Here is a 20,465-nt window from a genome sequence, read left to right on the forward strand (position 1 = left end):
CGCACCGTCCGCTAGCCCCGCCGCGGCGGGCCGGGGCACACGTACCCCGCGTAGGAGGTGCCCTTCACCCGGAAGCGGGTCGCCCGGAACCGGTTCGGGTCGAGGTCGTGGAAGCGGGTGCGGACCACGTCGTCGAACAGGCGCTCCGAGATGATCAGCACCAGGTCGCCGTCGGCCACCGCGAGCTCCCGGCGCACGACCTTGGCGTCCAGGAGCCGGCTGGTGACGATCGGCGCGTCGCCGACCAGGCCGAACCGGCCCGCGGTGAGCGTGCCGCAGTGCATCGCGACCCGCATCCGCAGCGGGGTGCCGGCGCGGCGCAGTTCGGCGAGCGCGTCGGCCAACCGCTCGGTGAAGTGGGCGATCACCCACGCGGTGTCGGCGTCGGCCGGCAGCACCGCCAGCTCGCCGTCACCGCGGAGCTGCCGGTACCAGTGGGATCGGTCCAGTCCGGCGTGGTGGGCGGCGAGGTCCATGACCTCGCCCAGCCTCGACTGCACCAGGGACTGGTCCAGCGCGTCGAGCTTGCTGTACCCCTCGACGTCCACGGCCACCACGAGGCGGTAGACCAGTCCGTCGAGCGGTGTCATGGTGTCGGTTGTCACCGCCACAGCATCCGGCCGTCCGGCGTCCGGAAGTAGGGCGAACGCCGGGTTTCCCGTTTCCGATCGGGTTTCCCCTTTTCCGGCGGTCAGGCGCAGGCAACCCTGGCCAGCACGTCCCGGTCCACGATCGTGATCGCCCGGTACCCCATGCTGATGACGCCCCGGTCCCGCAGCACGCGCAGTTCGCGCCGCGCGGTGTCCTCCTCCACGCCGATCAGCGACCCCAGTTCGCCCTGGGTCAGGCCCAGCTTCAGCGTGACGCCGTCCGGGCCGGCGCTGCCGTAGGCGTCGGCCAGGTGGTTCAGCACGCGCGCCAGCCGCACCACCGCCGAGTAGCCGTTGACGTCGACCCGGCGCTGCTGGTTCCAGCGCAGCGTCTTCATGATCATCCGGGTGAGGGCGAGGTTCGCCTCGGGGTGCTCGCCGAGGAAGCGCTGGAACTGCGCCGCCGTCACCACCCGGGCCCCGGTGTCCACGCACGCGGTCACGGTCGCCGAGCGCGGTTCGCCGCTCAGGAACGCCATCTCGCCGACGACGTCGCCGCCGACCTTGATGTTGAGCAGCGCGACCCGCCCGTTGTCCAGCGTCTCGGTCACCTTGACGAGCGCCTGCACCAGCACGACCACGTGGTCGGACCGCTCGGCCTCGCGCATGATCACGTCACCGCGCCGGAACACCTTCCGCGCGCCGAGGCCCAGCAGTGCGGTCCGGGCGGCCGGATCGAGCGTGTCCAGGTAGGTGCCCGCGGGCCAGTTCGACGGGATCGCCATCGTGCCTCCCTCCGCGAGCACCCAGTGTGCCGCCCGCGGAGGCCGCCGATCCCGGCATTTGCCGTATTTCAGGCCAAGTGACGACGCCACCACGCCAGCACCGCGTCGAACCGCTGCTCGCGGTGGCGCGGCTTGCCGGAGCGGGTCAGCTCGTGGCCCTCGCCGGGGAACACCAGCATCTCCGCCTCGACGCCGTTGCGGCGCAGGGCGACGAACATCCGCTGGGCCTGTTCGAGCGGGCAGCGCCAGTCGTGCTCGGAGTGCACCACCATGAACGGCATGGTGATCTTCTCGGCGTACGTCAGCGGGCTCATCGCGCGCTGCGTCTCCAGGCTCGGCCCGCAGTAGGCGTCGGCGAAGAACCAGCCGATGTCGGACGACCCGGCGAACGAGTCCCACGCGTTGACGGCGCGCTCGCTCCACGCGGCGCGGAACCGCTCGCCGTGGTGCGCGGCCAGCCACGAGGTCATGAACCCGCCGTACGAACCGCCCATCACGCCCACGCGGTCGCCGTCGAGGGCCGGGTCCTCCAGCGCGACGTCCAGCACGGCGAGGACGTCGTCCACGTCGACCGTGCCGAAAGCGCCGATCACGGACTGGCCGTGGGTCTGGCCGTACCCGGCGGAACCGCGCGGGTTCGGCAGCACGACCGCGTACCCGGCCGCGGCGTACACCTGGGCCTCGTCGAAGAAGCCCCAGCCGTGGTACATGAACGGACCGCCGTGCACGGCCAGCAGCACCGGGTGCGGCCCTTCGCCCTCGGGCAGCACGACCCAGCCGTGCACCGGGTAGCCGTCCGGCGCGGTCCCGGTCAGCTCCCTGGCCGGGCGCAGCGGCACCGTCGAGCCGAAGTCGGTCAGCGCGCCGCCGCCCACGAGCACGACCTCGCCGGTGTTGTCCGGCGTGGACACCACGGCCACGACCCGGTCGCCGTCCGCGGCGAACGACTTCACCTCGGCCCGTTCACCGGCCACCACGTCGAGGTCGGACAGCACGGCGTTGTCGGCGTCCAGCGGCACGCGGCGCAGCTCGACCGCGCCCCGGTTCCGGACCGCCACGAACACGCCGGCGTCGGTCACCACCGGCCGACCGGCGGCCTTCTCGCAGTCCACCGTCTCCAGGTCGGTGAGCCGGGTGACGCGCTCGCCGTCGAACCGCCACAGGCTCGTGTTGCGCGCGACCGACGCCGAGACCGGCCCGTGCTCGGGCGAGTAGAACAGCAGGCCGCCGTCGGGCAGCGCGACCGGGCACGTGGCCCAGCCCGCGGTCCGCACGACCAGCTCCGGCGCGCCACCGGACGCGGGCACCCGGTAGACGTCGTTGGCGAACGCCTCGGCCACGCCCAGGTCGCGTTCGGCCAGGAACAGCACGGACCCGCCGTCCGCGGTCCAGGCCGGCTCCGACGCGGAGAACGAGCCGTCGGTCAGCTCCACCGGCTCGGCGTCCGGGTCCAGCGCGTCCACGGTGAACAGCCGGGAGCGCCGGTCGGCGGTGAAGCCGACGTCGTCCAGCCGGTAGTCCAGCCGGGTGATGTGGCGCGGCGCCTCGGCGTCCGGCGTCGGGGCCTCCTCGCCCTCGGCGAGCGGCGCGCCGTAGCGGCCGGGCTCCGGCACCCGGGAGGTGAACGCGATGCGCCGCGAGTCCGGCGCCCACACCGGCACGCCCGCGCCCAGCTCCAGGTCGGTGACCCGGCGCGCCTCGCCGCCGTCCGCGGGCATCACGTGCACCTGCGGCGGCTTGCCACGGGCCGTGACGCGCAGGAACGCGACCCAGCACCCGTCCGGTGAGATCCGGGGGGCCAGATCGCGTTCCGCCCACGTCCAGCGACGCGCCCCGCCGCCGTCCAGGGCGACGCGGTGCAGCCCGCCCCGATAGGCGTTCGCGGTGACGTCCGGGGTGGTCACGTCCACCAGGACGAGGTCACCGCGCACCGACACGGAGCCGGGCAGGGTCAGCGATTGCAAGTCATCGGGGCGCACGCCTCAGCACGCTACCGCACCGATTCTTAGCAAGGCTCACGAGAATTTGACGCTCACAGATGGTCACTCCTGGACGCCTGCTCCAGCGCCTCGGCGGCGTCCCGCTTCACCTTGACCAGGCTCGCGATGGTGGTGATGGCCAGCACGCCCACGATCACCGTCAGCGACAACTCGATGCCGATGGTCGGCACGTGCAGCGGCTCGCCGCCGTTGAGGAAGCCCAGCGAGTTGGTGTGCAGCGCTTCCAGGATCAGCTTGACGCCGATGAAGCCCAGGATCACCGACAGGCCGATCGACAGGTACACCAGCTTGCTCAGCAGGCCGCCGAGCAGGAAGTACAGCTGCCGCAGACCCATCAGGGCGAAGGCGTTCGCGGTGAAGACCAGGAACGGCTCCTTGGTCAGGCCGAAGATCGCCGGGATGGAGTCGAGCGCGAACAGCAGGTCCGTGGTGCCGATCGCGACGATGACGATGAACATCGGCGTGACGAACCGCTTGCCGTTGATCCGCACGAACGACTTGGCGCCCTGGTAGCCGTCGGTCACCGGGTACACCTTGCGGACGAGCCGCAGCGCGACGTTCTCCTTGTACTCCTCTTCCTCCGCGTTGTGGTCCGTCCGCGCCAGCTTGTAGCCGGTGTAGATGAGGAACACGCCGAAGATGTAGAAGACCCAGCTGAACTGCGCGATGACCGCCGCGCCCACGGCGATGAAGATGCCGCGCATGACCAGGGCCATCAGGATGCCGATCAGCAGCACCTTGTGCTGGTGGATCGCGGGCACCTTGAAGGTGGTCATGATGATCAGGAAGATGAAGAGGTTGTCGACGCTCAGCGAGTACTCGGTGATGTACCCGGCGAAGAACTCGCCCGCGTAGACACCACCGGACCAGATCCAGATCCCGATGCCGAACAGCACCGCGACCCCGACGTAGAACGTGACCCACCGGGCGGCTTCACCGATGGTGACCTCGTGCGGTTTGCGGTCGACGATGAAGAGGTCGATGGCCAGGAGGACCACCAGGCCGGCGATCGTGGCAAACCACAGCCACACGGGTACGGACATCAGACAATTACCTCCGGTGCATCGCGCGCACGCCAATGACCGGAGGTCTCCTCCGCCGGCTCCGAAGAACCGACCGGCGGCACCGGGAACCTCACGCCAGGCTCCGTGCTGACGACACCGCCGCGAGGGAGTACTCCCCTCCACGCTCAGCACAGTCTCACGCATGAATGCGGGTTCGCGCCAGCGGAGGTGATCAGACGCACCCGTCCGGGACCTGAGGGCACCACGCTCGGCTGACAGCCCGTTCTCAGGTAATCGCGCATATGGTCAACTCCGTGGCCTCCCTCAACCGCCTCCGCGGCAGGTGGTCGCTCCCCGCGCTCGTCGTGTTGGTCGCCCTGGTGGGCGCCTTCGTGGTCTGGACGCGACAGGGAGACGACCCCGTCCCGGTGAGCACCCGCGAAGCGGTGATCGACGTGCCGGAAAGTCCGGACAGCGACCGCACCGTGCAGATCGACACAACCCTCTACCTGCCCGAACGCACCCCCGCGCCCGCCGTGCTGCTGCCGCACGGCTTCGGCGGCAGCAAGGCGAGCGTCGCCGCGCAGGCGACCGAGCTCGCGCAGCGCGGGTTCGTCGTGCTGGCGTACTCGGCCCGCGGCTTCGGCCGCAGCAGCGGGCAGATCGCGCTGAACTCGCTGGACCACGAGGTCCGCGACGCGCAGAAGCTGCTCGACTGGCTGGCCACCCGGGAGGAGGTGGTGACCGACGGTGGCGGCGACCCCAAGGTCGGTGTGACCGGCGGCTCGTACGGCGGCGCGCTGGCGCTGTCGCTGGCCGGCGTCGACCGGCGGGTGGACACCATCGCGCCCGTCATCACCTGGAACGACCTGGGCCAGGCGCTGCTGCCGAACTCGGCGAGCACCGACGACGTGACCACCGACACCCCGGCGGCCGGCGCGTTCGCCGACGACGGCGTGTTCAAGCGGTCCTGGGCGGGCATCTTCTTCTCCGCCGGCCTGTCCGGCGTCGACACCGCGAACCCCGGCCAGGAGGCCTCCGAGCCCGGTCAGGACGACGACGCGGGCGGTGGCCTGGACGGCGCGGCCACCGCGGCCACCACGCCGCCCGTGCAGCAGGGCGAGCCCCGACCGGCCGGTCCGGTGAACGGCGCCTGCGGCCGGTTCCAGGCCGACGTGTGCGCGGCGTACACCGAGGTCGCGACCACCGGCAAGGCGGGACCGCAGACGCTGGAGATCCTGCGTCGGGCCTCGCCGTCGACGGTGACCAACGAGATCACCCAGCCGACCCTGCTGGTCCAAGGCGAGCAGGACACCCTGTTCGGTCTCGACCAGTCCGACGCCAACGCCCGCCAGATCGCCGCGAACGGCGCGAAGGTCAAGGTCGTCTGGTACTCCGGCGGCCACGACGGCGGCTCCCCCGGCCCCGAACTGCGCGGGCAGATCGCCGACTGGATGGCGTTCCACCTGGAGGGCAAGGGCACCGACCCCGGCACGGCGTTCGAGTACACGGTCGTGGGCGCGTTCCGCAGCAGCGGGTCGCCGTCACTGCGCACCGTCGTCGCTCCGAGCTACCCCGGCCTCGGCGGCACGGGCGCCGCGGAGCGCAAGGACGTCGAACTCTCGGGCCGCGAGCAGATCGTGGTGAACCCGGCGGGCGGCAACCCGGCCGCCGTGTCCAGCCTGCCCGGCCTCGGCTCGGCGCTCTCGCGTTCCAGTTCGCTCGCCTCGCGGCTGTCGCTCGACCTCCCGGGCCAGGCGGCGGTGTTCCAGAGCGAGCCGCAGACCGCGCAGACCCTGCTGACCGGCGCGTCCACGGTGAAGCTGCGCGTCGCCGCCGTGCCCGGCCAGCCCATCCCCGCCGACGGCGCGGTGCTGTTCGTGAAGCTGTACGACGCGGACGGCAGCGGCGTGCGGACCCTGCCCGGCTCGGCCGTGGCGCCGATCAGGGTGACCCTGCCCCCGGACGGCAGCCCCGCAGAGGTCACCGTGACGCTGCCCGGAGCGGTGCGCCCGGTCGAGGCGGACCACCGCCTGCAACTGGTCGTGTCGACCACCGACATGGCGTACTCGAACGCCACGGAACCCGCCGCCTACCGCGTCTCGCTGGCCTCACCGATGCTCTCGGTGCCGGTGGTCGCGGGCGTGAACGCGACCAGCGAGGTGCCGACCGCAGCCCTGTGGGGCATCGCGATCGTCCTGGCGATCTGCCTGATCACCGCCGTGGTGGCGTGGTTCCGCCGCCGGCTGACCGCCGACGTCGACCCGGACCTCGAATCCGTGCCGCTGGTGATCGAGAACCTGACCAAGTCCTACCCCGGCGGGCTGACCGCCGTGAAGGAACTCTCGTTCCGGGTGGAGCACGGCCAAGTGCTCGGGCTCCTCGGCCCGAACGGCGCGGGCAAGACCACCACGCTGCGCATGCTGATGGGCCTGATCCGACCCACCGAGGGCGGGATCAGGGTGTTCGGCCACCGGGTCAGCCCAGGCGCGCCGGTGCTGTCCCGGATCGGGTCGTTCGTCGAGGGGTCGGGCTTCCTGCCGCACCTGTCCGGAGCCGAGAACCTGCGGCTCTACTGGGCGGCGACCGGACGTCCACCCGAGCAGGCGCACGTCGAGGAGGCCCTGGAGATCGCGGGCCTCGGCAACGCCGTGAACCGCCGGGTGCGCACGTACAGCCAGGGCATGAGGCAGCGGTTGGCGATCGCCCAGGCCATGCTCGGCCTGCCGGACCTGCTGGTGTTGGACGAGCCGACCAACGGCCTCGACCCGCCCCAGATCCACCAGATGCGCGAGGTGCTGCGCCGTTACGCGGCGGCAGGGCGGACGGTCCTGGTGTCGTCGCACCTGCTGGCCGAGGTCGAGCAGACGTGCTCGCACGTCGTCGTGATGCACAAGGGCAAGCTGGTGGCAGCCGGCCTGGTGGAGGAGATCGCCACGAGCAGCGGCGAGGCGAGCTTCCGCGTCGACCGGCCGGACGAAGCGGCCACCGTCCTGCGCAGCCTTTCCGGTGTGCACGACGTGCACGTAGACGGCGAACAGGTCCACGCCAGCCTCAACGGGATGCCCCGCGCGTCGGCGTTGCAGGCACTGGTGGCAGCAGGTGTCGCCGTGGACCAGGCCGGCCCCCGCCGGCGGCTGGAAGACGCATTCTTGGAGTTGGTCGGGGAATGACTGAGAACGGTGTGCACACTGACCCGGCCGCGATCTCCGATCTGACGGACGCGGCGAAGGCCGAGCACTCCTCGGTGGCCCCGGACGGCTCGAAGGTCGGCTACCGGGCGAGCCGGACGCTGCCCGTCCGGGTGGAGCTGGTCCGCCAACTGCGCCGCAGGCGGACGCAGCTGGTACTGGGTTTCCTGGTACTGCTGCCGTTCATCCTGGTGGTGGCGTTCGAACTCGGACAGGCGTCACCGAACCGCCGGGCAGGCGGGTTCGTCGACCTGGCCACGGCCAGCGGCGTGAACTTCGTGATCCTGACCCTGTTCGTCAGCGGGAGCTTCCTGCTGCCGATGATCGTGGCGCTGTTCTTCGGCGACACGATCGCCTCCGAGGCGTCGTGGTCATCACTGAAGTACCTGCTGGCCGCACCCATCCCCCGCCACCGCCTGCTCCGGCGCAAGGCACTGGCGTCCGGCCTGATGTCGGTGTTCGCCCTGGCGCTGCTGCCCGCGGTGGCCTTGGTCGTCGGCGTCATCTGGTACGGAGCAGGGGAAGCGGTCTCCCCGACCGGTGAGGCCGCGTCCTTCGGGGCGGGCGTCTACGGCGTGGCGCTGGCCGTCGTCTACATCTCGATCCACCTGTTCTGGGTGGCGGGCCTGGCGCTGTACCTCTCGGTGTCCACGGACGCGCCACTGGGCGCGGTCGGCGGCGCGGTCCTGGCGTCGATCGTGTCGCAGATCCTCGACCAGATCACCGCGCTGGAGGGCCTGCGGGACTACCTGCCGACGCACTACGCGTTGGCGTGGGCGGACCTGCTGTCGTCCGACGTCGACTGGTCCCAGATGGCGAAGGGCACGTTCTCCGCCCTCGCCTTCGGCTCGTTCTTCACCCTGCTGGCAGCCCGCAAGTTCGCCCGCAAGGACATCACCAGCTGACGGGGGAACGGCGCACCGGGACGTCCCGGTGCGCCGTTCCTCTTAAGGTGATCACGTGACTGTCTACACAGACGAGGAAAGCCGGATCCTGCGCACGGCGGTCTTCGGCGCGATGGTGCTGGTCTCCACCGCCGAGCCCGGCGCCCTGGACGAGGAGAGCCACGCGGGAATCCGCGCGATGGCGACGTTCTCCCCGCCTCTGCGCCGAGCCCTCGGCGCCGCCCCACCCGAACTGCCCGCCGGCTCCACCGCCGACGTGGAGAAGGGCGTGCTGGCAGCCCTGCGCCACTCGGTGGAGATCCTGGCCGCCAAGTCCCCCGAGGAAGCCGCCGCATTCCCCACCGCCGTCCTGGCGATCTGCAAGGAAGTGGCCGAAGCCGACGGCCAGGTGGGACAAGCGGAACACGCGGTGGTGGCCAAGATCCGCACAGCCCTGAACCAGACCCGACAAGGCGCGATCTGACGGGGGTTCGGGTGCCCTGGGCTGGTCGGAGCCGGGGTGCTCGCAAGGGCCGGCCCCATGTCCGATCGGGCCGGCCCACCTCAGCGCCCGCTACTTGACCCCGGCCGCGTCCATCCCCCGCAACTCCTTCTTCAAGTCCTGGATCTCATCACGCAGCCGAGCCGCCAACTCGAACTGCAGCTCCCGAGCCGCGTTCATCATCTGATCAGTCAACTGCTGCACCAGGTCGGCCAGCTCGGAACGCGCCATGGTCCCGGTATCCCGATCGGCCAGCACACCCGAACTGGCACGACCACCAGCCCCGGGATCCCCGGTCGGCTTCTTCCCCCGCGACGCATTGCGCCCGGACCCGCCGGGAGCAATGGCGTCCTCGGCCTCCGCGTACACCTGCTCCAGGATGTCCGTGATCTTCTTCCGCAACGGCTGCGGATCGAGCCCGCGTTCCTCGTTGTACGCGACCTGCTTGGCCCGCCGCCGGTTGGTCTCGTCGATCGCGTGCCGCATCGAATCGGTGATCCGATCCGCATACATGTGGACCTCGCCCGACACGTTGCGAGCCGCACGCCCGATGGTCTGGATGAGACTGGTCGCCGACCGGAGGAACCCCTCCTTGTCCGCGTCCAGGATCGCCACCAGCGACACCTCGGGCAGGTCCAGCCCTTCCCGCAGCAGGTTGATGCCGATCAGTACGTCGTAGTCACCCAGCCGCAACTGGCGCAGCAGCTCGACCCGGCGCAACGTGTCGACCTCGGAGTGCAGGTACCGGACCCGGATGCCCAGCTCCAGCAGGTAGTCGGTCAGGTCCTCGGCCATCTTCTTGGTCAACGTGGTGACCAGGACCCGCTCGTCCTTCTCCGCCCGGACCCGGATCTCGTGCACCAGGTCGTCGATCTGGCCCTCGGTCGGCTTGACCACGACCTCCGGGTCGACCAGACCGGTCGGCCGGATGACCTGCTCCACGAACTCGCCACCCGCCTGACCCATCTCGTACGGGCCCGGCGTCGCGGACAGGTAGACGGTCTGCCCGATCCGGTCGGCGAACTCCTCCCACGTCAACGGGCGGTTGTCCAGGGCGCTGGGCAGCCGGAAGCCGTGGTCCACCAGGTTGCGCTTGCGGGACGCGTCACCCTCGTACATGCCGCCGATCTGCGGCACCGTCACGTGCGACTCGTCGACGACCAGCAGGAAGTCGTCCGGGAAGTAGTCGATCAGGGTCGCCGGCGCGGTGCCGGGGCCCCGGTCGTCGATGTGCCGGGAGTAGTTCTCGATGCCGTTGCAGAAGCCGACCTGGCGCATCATCTCGATGTCGTAGGCGGTGCGCATGCGCAGGCGCTGGGCCTCCAGCAGCTTGCCCTGCCGCTCCAGCGTGGACAGCCGCTCGGCCAGCTCGGCCTCGATGTTGCCGATCGCCTTCTCCATCCGCTCCGGACCCGCGACGTAGTGGGTGGCCGGGAAGATGCGCAGCTCGTCCACCTCCTTGACCACGTCACCGGTGAGGGGGTGGAGGTAGTAGAGCTTGTCGATCTCGTCGCCGAAGAACTCGACCCGCAGCGCCAGCTCCTCGTACGCCGGGATGATCTCGACCGTGTCACCCCGCACGCGGAACGTGCCGCGGTTGAACGCGATGTCGTTGCGGGTGTACTGGATGTCGACCAGGGCGCGCAGCAACAGGTCGCGCTCGACCTCGCCGCCGACCTCCAGCTTGATCGACCGGTCCAGGTACGACTGCGGCGTGCCGAGGCCGTAGATGCACGACACGGACGCGACCACGATCACGTCGCGCCTGGTCAGCAGGCTCATGGTCGCCGAGTGGCGCAGCCGTTCGACGTCCTCGTTGATCGAGGAGTCCTTCTCGATGTACGTGTCCGTCTGCGGGATGTACGCCTCGGGCTGGTAGTAGTCGTAGTAGCTGACGAAGTACTCCACCGCGTTGTCCGGGAAGTACCCCTTCAGCTCGTTCGCCAGCTGCGCGGCCAGCGTCTTGTTCGGCGCCATCACGAGCGTCGGCCGCTGCACCTTCTCCACGAGCCAGGCCGTGGTGGCCGACTTGCCGGTGCCGGTGGCGCCGAGCAGCACCACGTCCTTCTCCCCGGCGCGGATGCGCCGTTCGAGCTCCGCGATCGCGGCGGGCTGGTCGCCCGCCGGCTGGTAGTCGCTGACCACACGGAACTTCGCGTCGGTCCGGGGGATGTCACCGACGGGACGATGCGACGAGTGCGCCTTGACCGGGATCTCGGTAGGGAAAGCCACGACACGACGGTACGCCGGGGGTACGACAAAGTTCCATCGCCCCAGGTCACACCACGTCAGCAGGTGCAGTCGCACCCCGAACCGCCCGAGCAGTCAGGACACGAGCAGTCCCCGCACGAGTCGTTCGGCTTGCCGCTGAACGGCCCGGGGAAGGGATCGCGACAGCACTGCTGACAGGTGCCGCACTGGTAGAGCACCGCCAGGCACCCCAGGACCACGCCACGCCTGACCGGCGGCTCCTTCAACTTGGGCCAGCACCACAGCCCGCTGCCGGGCTTCAACGGCCCCCCGCCGCGCTTCTTCCTGCCACCGGTCGGCGGCTCCGGCGGACCCCCGCCGCCCGGAGCGCCAGGCGGCGGCGCCTGGCCAGGCGGCGGCACGCTCCCCCGGTGACCGGGCTGCCCGTACGGCCCAGCCTGCCCGAACCGCCCCGGCCCCGGCTGCCCGGAGTGCCCTGGCCCCGGTGGCGGATACATCCCCGGCCCGGGCTGCCACCCGGGCGGCGGAGGCGGGGTGTGGGCCTGCGCCCCGCTGCCCCCGTGCACCCCACAAACCCCAGGCCCACCCGACTCGCCGAAAGCCCGGCGAACCGACTCACGCACCTCGTGCACCAACAGCGCGTGCACCAACCGGTCGTCCGCGAACTCCACTTCCCCCAGGGCGAGCTCGATCCCCAACGCCGCGTCATCGCACAACCGCCGCGCCTCGTCCACCGTCGTCCCGGTCGCCGACAACGGGTTCCAAGCCCCGGACGCCCGATCGGCCGCCAAGTCCTCCACCGCGTCCAGCAGGTGCGCCATCCGCCCGAACAGCCGCCCGACCTCCCGCAACGGCTCCGCGTTCCCCGGCCGCCCGGCCACCACGGCGGTCTGCGCCACGGCCTCTCCCGTGGCCGTCTCGGTCGGCTCGGTCACGAGCAGGACCGACGACCCCACCCCCGCCGAACCCTCGGCCGACGACTGCCGCCGCACCGCGTCCACCAGCACAGCCGTGTCGAAGCCCAGGTCCAACCCCGTGGCCGACGCCTGCGCTGCCCACCGGCGCGCCACCTGCCTGCCGACCCCTCGCATCGGCGCACTCGCGAACACACCGTCGCCATCGGACACGTGGTCGCCGACCTTCGCCGACGCCAGCACCAGCGACACCGTCGCGGCCAACCGCGCACCGGCGCCCACGGCCACGTCCGCCGACCGCATCCCCCGCAGCGCGCACGGCCCCGCCGTACGCCGCGTCCGTCCTGCCTGGGCCCCCACCTGCGCCTCGACCAGCGCGGAGATGAGGAGACCGTCGTAGTTGGTGACCAGGCGCGCCATGTGGCCGTGGTCGTCGCGCAACGCCAGGCACAACCCGCACAGGTGGGCCAGCCAGGACTCGCGCAGCTCAGGGCCCAGGCGGTTGCGACAAGGGCGGATGATGCCGAACATGGCGGGAAGACTAAGCGATCATCATCCTTTTGGGTGACAGTAAGGGGCATTCCAGGAGTGCCGATGCCTAAAGTCGCCGTTGTGACGCCGAGCGCCGCCGGGACCCGCATGCACATCCACCCGCCGAAGATCGAGTACTTCGACCTGGACGCGAAGAGCAACACCGACCCCAAGGGCCACCGGCGCGGGGTCGAGGAGTACCGGCTGACCGACCACGGCCTGTACATGTCCCGCCCGGTGCCCGGCCACCCGCACCTGTCCCACTTCGAGTCGTGGCTGCTGCCCGCGCACGGCCTGCGCCTGACCCGGCAGTCCTGGCACCCAGGCCACGAGCGCGACTACGACCTGTACGTGGACGTGGTGGAGATCAGCTCCAGCGGTTCGGTGTGGAAGACCGTGGACCTGTACCTGGACCTGGTCGTGCGCACCGGTCGGAGCGTGACCGTGCTGGACACCGACGAGCTGCTGACGGCCTTGAACCAAGGCCTCGTCCGGTCGGACCGGGCGCAGTGGGCGCTGGAGACGACGTACCGCGCGGTGGCCGGGATCGCGGCGCACGGGCACGACGCGGTGCGGTGGCTGGCGTCCCAGGGGACGGTCACGACATGGCGTCGCCGGTAAATACAGACGGTGACAGTTGCTGGTCAACCGCCATCCGTGTCCTGTCACCTGATAGAGACCACCTACCACACAGACCGTGATGTAACGAATCAAACCGCATAGTTACCCGCAGCACATCTCCGGCTACCCTCGGATCGCGTGGGAGCGGTCACAACACCTCAGCTGGTCGACGTTGTCGACACCGTCAGCGCAGTTCGGAGCTACTCGAGCGGCATGTCGAGGCACCTGTCGACGTGCCGGGTGGAGCACTGGGGCCTGCGCCTCGAATGCCCCACCCCGGAGGATCCGTTCTCCGATTCCGAGGTCACCTGGTTGATGCCCGAACTCGGGCTCCGGCTGACCCACCACCGACCTCGTTCACGGCACGCGCGCAGCGGCCCGAGCGTGCTCAGCGCGGTCCGCGTCCAGCGCGACGGGCGTGCGTGGCGCACCACCGACCTGCTCCTGGGCCTGGCCGTGCCGGGCGGCACCACCGCGCGGATCGTGCGGTCGGAGGAGTTCGCCGCGGCCGTCGCCGGACGCGTCCTCGGCCCCGGTGACGCCGACCAGGCGCTGCGCACCGTGCACCGCACCCTGGAGGAAGTCAGCCTGCACCGGCACGACCTCCGCTCGTGGCTGACCCACCGGGGCATCTTCGACATGTGGCCGTCCCTGTAGGAAGCGCCGACCTCGCAGGAGCAGCCGACCTCGCGGGGACGCCCCGCCCTACCCCTTCCGTCCCTCGAAGAACGCGTCCACCCGCGCCGTGGCCGCACCCATCCACGGCTCCTTGGACTCGCCGTAGGCGAGCCCGTCCGCGTCGCCCCGGTGCTTCGCGGCCAGCTCCAGCTTCAGCGCCGCGTATTCGTCCCGCGCCCGCTCGTCGGCCCGCAGCCAGTCGCGGAACCGCAGCGCCCAGTTCCACCCCGGCCCGCCCTCCACCCGGACGTGCAGGTTCACCCGCCGACCGGGGTCCGCACCCGCGTGCAGCCGCTTATGCCAGTCCTCCGGCGCGTCACCCTCGTACCTCACCGCGTCTTCGGTGATGCCCAAGCTCGGGAACCCGGCGAGCGCCAGCGCCTCCTCCAGCCCGTCGGCCTCCTCCAGCGACGTCACGGCCAGCTGGAAGTCCAGCACGTCCTTGGCCGCGAGCCCCGGCACGGACGTGGAGCCGATGTGCTCGACCCGCCGCCCGCCCGCAGCCGACCGGATGCGGGCCGCGACCCGTTCCGCCTGCACCGGCCACGTCTCGTCGTACGGCACCACGATCGGCGGACCAGCCGCGTGGCGGCGCAGCCGGATGTTCGACTCGTACCGCACCAGCCGGTCCGCCCACAGGGCGTCGACCCGCGCCAGCACCACGTCGAGCGAGCCGGAGTTGTCCAGCCACACGTCCGCCACCGCGCGGCGGCGCTCGTCGTCGGCCTGCGCGGCGATGCGGCGGCGCGCGTCCTCCTCCGCCATGCCCCGGCCGCGCAGCCGGGTGAGGCGCTGGTCGAGGTCCGCGTGCACGATCAGCACCAGGTGGTAGTGCGGCGCCATGCCGTTCTCGACCAGCAGCGGCACGTCGTGCACGACGATCGCGTCCTCGGGCGCGGCGGCGAGCAGCTCGCCCGTGCGGGCCGCGATCCTGGGGTGCGTGATGCCGTTCAGCGTGGCGAGGGCCTTCTCGTCGCCGAACACCTTGGCCGCGAGGGCGGGCCGGTTCAACGCGCCTCCGGCGTCCAGGACGTCCGTGCCGAACGCCTCGGCGATCTCGCGGAGGCCGTCGGTGCCGGGTTGGACCACCTCCCGGGCCAGCCGGTCGGAGTCGATGACCACCGCTCCGTGCTCGGCGAGCCTGCCCGCCACCGTCGACTTGCCCGACCCGATTCCCCCGGAGAGCCCCACGCGCAACATGGCGACCAGCCTGCCATGCTCCGGATCTTCGAGCCCCCAGCCCCTCAGGCGTCCTCGACGGGCGTCATGGCCTGCTGGGCGAGCGCGGCGAGGAAGACGCCGACCTGCTCGTCCGGCACGACGCCGACCTTCGCCCGGCTCACGAACGTGGTCTTGCCCAGCGACCCGATGAGTAGCCGTTCACCCTTGGTGCTGACCAGCGACGCCTTCACCTTGCCGACATCCACCTGGGTGATGGAAGCGCCGTGCTCGCGCTCGGCGGCGACGCTCTCCTCGACCCGTCCGGTGGCGGTCGGCGGGTCACCGTAGGTGGCCAGGCCGACGACGACGGGCGCGGCGCCCAGGGGCTGGCGCTCACCGAGGCCGTAGTAGCAGTCGACCTTCGCGGTGCGGCCGAGCGACGGCTCCGGGATGCCGATGATCGTTCTCAGCTCGCCGGGCAGCTCGCGGCCCAGGAACTTGTGCACGCTCGGCACGGGGACGATCAGCTCGCAGTCGTCCGGCAGGGGTCTGTCCGTCATCTGGGGCACGCGGGTGAACGTCGTCGGCGGCACGATCGTCGGGATGGGCGGGGCCACCCGGGGCGGCGGCTCACCGGTGGAGCACGCCCCGCACGCGAGCACCACCACAGCCGCCAACACCGTCGTCCGTACGCCCATAAGACTCTTAATTTAACCCACCACAACGACTTCGCACCGCGAGATGCCGAAACGACGATCGCCCCCCGCCCGTGGTGGGCAGGGGGCGATCGAGTCGATCAGTCAGCCGACGAGGTGCCGCCGGCCGGTGCTGCTCAGGCGCCGCCCGACAGCTTCTCGCGGAGCGCGGCCAGCTGCTCGTCGCTCGCCAGGGTGCCGCCGGCCTGAGCCGGAGCGCCCGTGCTGGACGAGGTCGCGGCGGCCGGAGCCTCGCCACCGGAGGAGTAGTTCGTCTCCCCGGCAGCCTCTTCCTCGGCCACGGCGGCCTTGGCCACCTGCTTCATGTGGGCCTCGTAGCGCGTGTGGGCCTCGGCGTACTGACGCTCCCACTCCTCGCGCTGCTTGTCGAAGCCTTCCTGCCACTCCTGGGTCTCCGGGTCGAAGCCCTCGGGGTAGATGTAGTTCCCCTGGTCGTCGTACTCGGCGGCCATGCCGTACTGGGTCGGGTCGAACTCGGAGTCGACCGTGAAGCCCTCGTTGGCCTGCTTGAGCGACAGCGAGATGCGGCGACGGTCGAGGTCGATGTCGATGACCTTGACCATGACGTCGTCGCCGACCTGCACGACCTGCTCCGGGATCTCGACGTGGCGCTCGGCCAGCTCGGAGATGTGGACCAGGCCCTCGATGCCCTCGTCCACCCGGACGAACGCGCCGAACGGGACGAGCTTCGTGACCTTGCCCGGCACGATCTGACCGATCGCGTGGGTGCGGGCGAACTGGCGCCACGGGTCTTCCTGCGTCGCCTTGAGCGACAGCGACACGCGCTCGCGCTCCATGTCGACGTCCAGGACCTCGACCGTGACCTCCTGGCCGACCTCGACGACCTCGGAGGGGTGGTCGATGTGCTTCCAGGACAGCTCCGAGACGTGCACCAGGCCGTCCACGCCACCCAGGTCCACGAAGGCACCGAAGTTGACGATGGAGGACACGACGCCCTTGCGGACCTGGCCCTTCTGCAGCTGGTTGAGGAACTCGCTGCGGACCTCGGACTGCGTCTGCTCGAGCCACGCACGGCGGGACAGGACCACGTTGTTGCGGTTCTTGTCCAGCTCGATGATCTTGGCTTCGAGCTCCCGGCCGACGTACGGCTGCAGGTCGCGGACGCGGCGCATCTCGACCAGGGAAGCGGGGAGGAAGCCGCGCAGGCCGATGTCCAGGATCAGGCCGCCCTTGACGACCTCGATGACCGTGCCCTTGACGGGCTCGTCCTTCTCCTTGAGCGCCTCGATGGTGCCCCAGGCGCGCTCGTACTGAGCGCGCTTCTTGGAGAGGATCAGCCGACCTTCCTTGTCCTCCTTCTGGAGAACAAGAGCCTCGACCTCGTCACCAACCTTGACGACCTCGTTGGGGTCGACGTCGTGCTTGATCGACAACTCGCGCGAGGGGATGACGCCCTCGGTCTTGTAGCCGATGTCGAGCAGGACCTCGTCCCGGTCGACCTTGACGATGGTGCCCTCGACGATATCGCCGTCGTTGAAGTACTTGATCGTCTTGTCGATAGCAGCGAGGAAGTCCTCCTCCGTCCCGATATCGTTGATGGCGACCTGCTTCGGCGCAGCGGCAACCGGGACAGTGGTGGTGTCGGTGGACATTAGGTAGGTGGCTCCGGTACGGATTGGGGTTAGGCCTGCGGGTTTCAACGCTACGCGGAGGGCACGCCCCACCACGAAGACCGACTCACCAGGTGATCACCGATCAAGGACGGCGCGAACCCACTACGCGGGCGATATCGTACGCGGCCGGCCGTCCACCCGGCAAACGCACCCCCTTGAATGGAGCAGTGTGTCCGACCAGCACGCGAGCGCGGAACACGCGCTCGGCACCACCGGCATCGCCAAGCGGGGCGTCGACGCGGCCGAGTCGCGGACGGCCAACCGGATCTGGTGGGACGCCGACGCCGACGACTACCACGCCGAGCACGGCGACTTCCTCGGCTCGGCGGACTTCGTCTGGTGCCCGGAAGGCGTCCGCGAGGAGGACGCCGGCTACCTCGGCGACCTGCGCGGACGTCGGATCCTGGAGGTCGGCTGCGGCTCCGCGCCCTGCGCCCGGTGGCTGACGGCGAGGGGTGCGCACGCGGTGGCGTTCGACATCTCGGCCGGGATGCTGCGGCACGCGGTGGCGGCGAACAACGCGACGGGTGTGGCCGTGCCGCTCGTGCAGGCGAGCGCGGACCAGCTGCCGTTCGCGTCCGGGAGCTTCGACGCGGCGTGCTCGGCGTTCGGCGCGGTGCCGTTCGTCGCGGACGTGGGCGAGGTGTTCGGCGAGGTCGCCCGGGTGCTGCGGCCGGGCGCGCCGTGGGTGTTCTCGGTGACTCACCCGATCCGGTGGATTTTCCCGGACGACCCGGGGCCGGGCGGGCTGACCGTCACCCAGTCGTACTTCGACCGCACCCCGTACGTCGAGGTCGACGACAGCGGCCGGGCGACGTACGTGGAACACCACCGGACCACCGGGGACTACGTGCGGGCGCTCGTCGGCGCGGGCCTGGAGCTGGTGGACGTGGTCGAGCCGGAGTGGCCGGCGGGGCACACCCGCACGTGGGGGCAGTGGAGCCCGCTGCGCGGCCGGCTGTTCCCGGGCACCGCGATCTTCCGCACCCGCAAGCCGTAACCTGCCTGGCATGACCGTCGGTCAAGGGCTGATGGAGGCGCAGAGCGCGCGCTTCGCGAGCGTCGACCCGTTGCTGCCGTCCGTCGTCGCGCCGCCGGAGGGCGACGTCATCACCGCCGCGCTGCCGGACGGCACCAGGGTCGCGGGTGTGCTGCACCGGCAGGTGCACGAGCGGCGGTCGGCGGCCCGGCTGTGGTCGGCGACCGAGGTGTGGGAGCTGACGCCGCTGCTGGGCACGACGGGCGCGGTGGGCATGGACGCGCTGCTGCGGGCGTGGCGGAAGCGGCTGGACCTGCTCTCACCGGCCGAACGCGACTCGGCGTGCGTGCTGACGTGGCCGAGCCGGGACGCGGAGGCGACCAGGGCGCTGCTGGACCACGGCCTGGTGCCGCTGACCGTGATCGCCGTGCGGAAGGGTCCTCCCCCGCCGGTGCCGGGCGGCGCGACGATCCGCCGGGCCACGATCGCCGACCTGGAGACGGTGCTGACGCTGGCGCTGGCCGAGCTGCGCTACTCGTCCATGGTGGGGTCGACGGTGCACCGGCCGGACGCGGTGGAGCTGAAGCGGCGGACGCTGGCCGAGCGGCTGGCGGCGGGCGGTCCGGCGTGGCTGGCCGAGCGGGACGGCATCGCGGTCGCGCTGGTCGAGTGCGCGGTGGTGACCTCGGAGGCGGGCAACTGGACCGCGACCAGGCTGCCGCACGGGCGGTGGGGTTACGTGAACTGCGTGTCCGTGCTGCCGGGCGCGCGGGGGACCGGGCTGGGCCGTCAGATCATGGCGCACGTGCACCGTGAGCTGCACCGACTGGGCACGGTCGGCACCTACCTGTACTACAACCCGCCGAACCCGCTGTCCTCCGTGTTCTGGCCGCGCCAGGGTTACCGCCCGCTGTGGACGATGTGGGAGGTGCGCCCGGCGGGGGCGTTGCGCTAGCTCGCGGACGGCCGTTCGCCGGTCCCGCCGCAGCACGGGCTGTCACGGGGGTACGCGGGGGACGGGCGTGTGCGCCGCGCTGATCCTGGTCGCCACGTGGTCGCGCGCCTAGCCTTGACGACGCTCGCCGCGTACCGGCAGCGGGTGTGGACGCCGGCCCGGTTCAGGCCCGAGCCGGCGCTGCGACTCCGACCGAGGGGGTGCTCCGGTGACCGGCACGCGACCGGGCCGTACCGCCGTGTCCAGGCAGAAGCTGTTCGACGCCGCGCTGCGGCTGGTCGGCGAGCGGGGCGCGGCGGGCGTGACGGTGGAGGAGATCGCCGCCGAGGCTGGGGTGGCGAAGGGGACCGTCTACTACAACTTCGCCAGCAAGGACGCGCTGGTGGACGCGTTGCTGCGGCACGGCGTGGACCTGCTGGCCGCTCGGCTCCGGGTGGCCGAGGAGGAGTCGGGGACGTCGTCGGCGATGGCGTCGCTGGTGGACGGGATGCTCGGGTTCTTCGCCGAGTACCCGGCGTTCGGGCAGTTGCTGGTGTCCGAGCTGTGGCGGACGCCCGGTCAGTGGCACGACACGTTGAGCCTGCTGCGGGACGACATCGTGTCCATCGTGCGCGGTCAGATGCAGCGGATGGCCGACGCCGGCCTGCTGCCGGACGGCGTGCAGGTGGGGACGGCGTCGGCAGCGCTGTTCGGCACGCTGCTGGTGATCGCGCTGGACTGGCAGGTGTTCCAGCCCGAACGGAGTCTGGAGGACGTGCGCGAGTCGGTGTTGTCGCTGGTCCGGGGCTTGCGGCCGAGCTGACCGCGGTTACGTGAGCGGTTACGTGAAGCGGTGCTCCCGCTTCGCGTAACCGTTCCGGAGGTCGCGGAGCACGACGAGAGCTGGTGTGGCGGGCTCCGGCCGGCAGTTCGAGCCGTGCAGGTCCAGGGAACCGAGGTCGGTGGCGATCCCGGTGGTGAAGCACCTCTGGTCCAGGTCGAACGCCGCCGTGGTCCCGGCGCCCCCGGCGGGTCGAACGGCTCCGGTTCTCCGGTCGGGCGCAGGCCCGCGAGCACCTATGGACGGTGCCGGCGGGAAGTCTCGCCGACTTACAGGACCTTGATCCGGA

General features: G+C 71.0%; 17 protein-coding genes. 8 read left to right on the forward strand and 9 right to left on the reverse strand.

Features of this window, described 5'->3' with window-relative positions:
• Positions 1-11: 11 nt before the first annotated feature.
• The 4 genes from ACRAKI_RS27820 to ACRAKI_RS27835 all read right to left on the reverse strand — a co-directional run bounded on the left by ACRAKI_RS27820 (position 12) and on the right by ACRAKI_RS27835 (position 4,418).
• Positions 12-590 (reverse strand): hypothetical protein, encoded by a 579-nt coding sequence (locus ACRAKI_RS27820; RefSeq protein ID WP_447003449.1) that lies wholly within the window; start codon positions 588-590, stop codon positions 12-14.
• Between the two features lie 101 nt (positions 591-691).
• Positions 692-1,375, reverse strand: coding sequence for a Crp/Fnr family transcriptional regulator (locus ACRAKI_RS27825; RefSeq protein ID WP_447003450.1), 684 nt, complete (start codon positions 1,373-1,375; stop codon positions 692-694).
• Positions 1,376-1,443: 68 nt separating this feature from the next.
• Entirely contained in the window at positions 1,444-3,354 is a 1,911-nt protein-coding gene (locus ACRAKI_RS27830; RefSeq protein ID WP_447003451.1) for a S9 family peptidase, read from the reverse strand.
• Positions 3,355-3,407: 53 nt separating this feature from the next.
• Positions 3,408-4,418: a TerC family protein gene (locus ACRAKI_RS27835; RefSeq protein WP_447003452.1), complete on the reverse strand. Its 1,011-nt coding sequence runs from the start codon at positions 4,416-4,418 to the stop codon at positions 3,408-3,410.
• Positions 4,419-4,681: 263 nt separating this feature from the next.
• Between ACRAKI_RS27835 and ACRAKI_RS27840 the strand changes: the two genes are divergently transcribed.
• The 3 genes from ACRAKI_RS27840 to ACRAKI_RS27850 are packed head-to-tail and all read left to right on the forward strand — an operon-like array spanning position 4,682 to position 8,938.
• A complete protein-coding gene (locus tag ACRAKI_RS27840; protein WP_447003453.1) occupies positions 4,682-7,552 on the forward strand; it encodes an alpha/beta fold hydrolase in 2,871 nt (956 codons plus the stop codon).
• On the forward strand, positions 7,549-8,475 hold the full coding sequence (locus ACRAKI_RS27845; protein ID WP_447003454.1) for an ABC transporter permease: 927 nt from the start codon (positions 7,549-7,551) through the stop codon (positions 8,473-8,475). The genes ACRAKI_RS27840 and ACRAKI_RS27845 overlap by 4 nt, the downstream gene beginning before the upstream one ends.
• Positions 8,476-8,530: 55 nt before the next feature.
• Positions 8,531-8,938 (forward strand): hypothetical protein, encoded by a 408-nt coding sequence (locus ACRAKI_RS27850; protein WP_447003455.1) that lies wholly within the window; start codon positions 8,531-8,533, stop codon positions 8,936-8,938.
• Between the two features lie 90 nt (positions 8,939-9,028).
• Here the strand turns inward: ACRAKI_RS27850 and uvrB are convergent, their stop codons facing one another.
• Together uvrB and ACRAKI_RS27860 are read right to left on the reverse strand one after the other, a co-directional pair.
• Positions 9,029-11,188: an excinuclease ABC subunit UvrB gene (gene uvrB / locus ACRAKI_RS27855; protein ID WP_447003456.1), complete on the reverse strand. Its 2,160-nt coding sequence runs from the start codon at positions 11,186-11,188 to the stop codon at positions 9,029-9,031.
• A gap of 56 nt (positions 11,189-11,244) precedes the next feature.
• Positions 11,245-12,612, reverse strand: a complete 1,368-nt coding sequence (locus ACRAKI_RS27860) for a DUF5685 family protein (RefSeq protein WP_447003457.1) — start codon at positions 12,610-12,612, stop codon at positions 11,245-11,247.
• A gap of 108 nt (positions 12,613-12,720) precedes the next feature.
• Between ACRAKI_RS27860 and ACRAKI_RS27865 the strand changes: the two genes are divergently transcribed.
• The gene (locus ACRAKI_RS27865; protein ID WP_447008534.1) at positions 12,721-13,233 is read left to right on the forward strand and encodes a DUF402 domain-containing protein; all 513 of its coding nucleotides are present in this window, start codon (positions 12,721-12,723) and stop codon (positions 13,231-13,233) included.
• Positions 13,234-13,446: 213 nt separating this feature from the next.
• Positions 13,447-13,890, forward strand: a complete 444-nt coding sequence (locus ACRAKI_RS27870) for a DUF402 domain-containing protein (RefSeq protein ID WP_447003458.1) — start codon at positions 13,447-13,449, stop codon at positions 13,888-13,890.
• A 48-nt stretch (positions 13,891-13,938) separates the two neighbouring features.
• On the opposite strand, the gene coaE is transcribed toward ACRAKI_RS27870, so the two are convergent.
• From coaE to rpsA, 3 genes are all read right to left on the reverse strand, one after another.
• Positions 13,939-15,111: a dephospho-CoA kinase gene (coaE, locus tag ACRAKI_RS27875; RefSeq protein WP_447003459.1), complete on the reverse strand. Its 1,173-nt coding sequence runs from the start codon at positions 15,109-15,111 to the stop codon at positions 13,939-13,941.
• Positions 15,112-15,155: 44 nt separating this feature from the next.
• Complete coding sequence (locus ACRAKI_RS27880; RefSeq protein WP_447003460.1) at positions 15,156-15,770, reverse strand: hypothetical protein; 615 nt, start codon at positions 15,768-15,770, stop codon at positions 15,156-15,158.
• Between the two features lie 134 nt (positions 15,771-15,904).
• Entirely contained in the window at positions 15,905-17,401 is a 1,497-nt protein-coding gene (rpsA, locus tag ACRAKI_RS27885) for a 30S ribosomal protein S1 (RefSeq protein ID WP_447003461.1), read from the reverse strand.
• A 190-nt stretch (positions 17,402-17,591) separates the two neighbouring features.
• On the opposite strand from rpsA, the gene ACRAKI_RS27890 reads away from it, so the two are divergent.
• The 3 genes from ACRAKI_RS27890 (at position 17,592) to ACRAKI_RS27900 (ending at position 20,158) form a co-directional block, all read left to right on the forward strand.
• A complete protein-coding gene (locus tag ACRAKI_RS27890; RefSeq protein ID WP_447003462.1) occupies positions 17,592-18,422 on the forward strand; it encodes a class I SAM-dependent methyltransferase in 831 nt (276 codons plus the stop codon).
• 10 nt (positions 18,423-18,432) lie between these two features.
• A complete protein-coding gene (locus ACRAKI_RS27895) occupies positions 18,433-19,356 on the forward strand; it encodes an N-acetyltransferase family protein (RefSeq protein ID WP_447003463.1) in 924 nt (307 codons plus the stop codon).
• Between the two features lie 208 nt (positions 19,357-19,564).
• Positions 19,565-20,158 carry a TetR/AcrR family transcriptional regulator gene (locus tag ACRAKI_RS27900; protein ID WP_447003464.1) on the forward strand — a complete coding sequence of 198 codons (594 nt, stop codon included), beginning with the start codon at positions 19,565-19,567 and terminating at the stop codon, positions 20,156-20,158.
• Positions 20,159-20,465: the final 307 nt, after the last annotated feature.

The organism is Saccharothrix isguenensis (assembly GCF_052936305.1).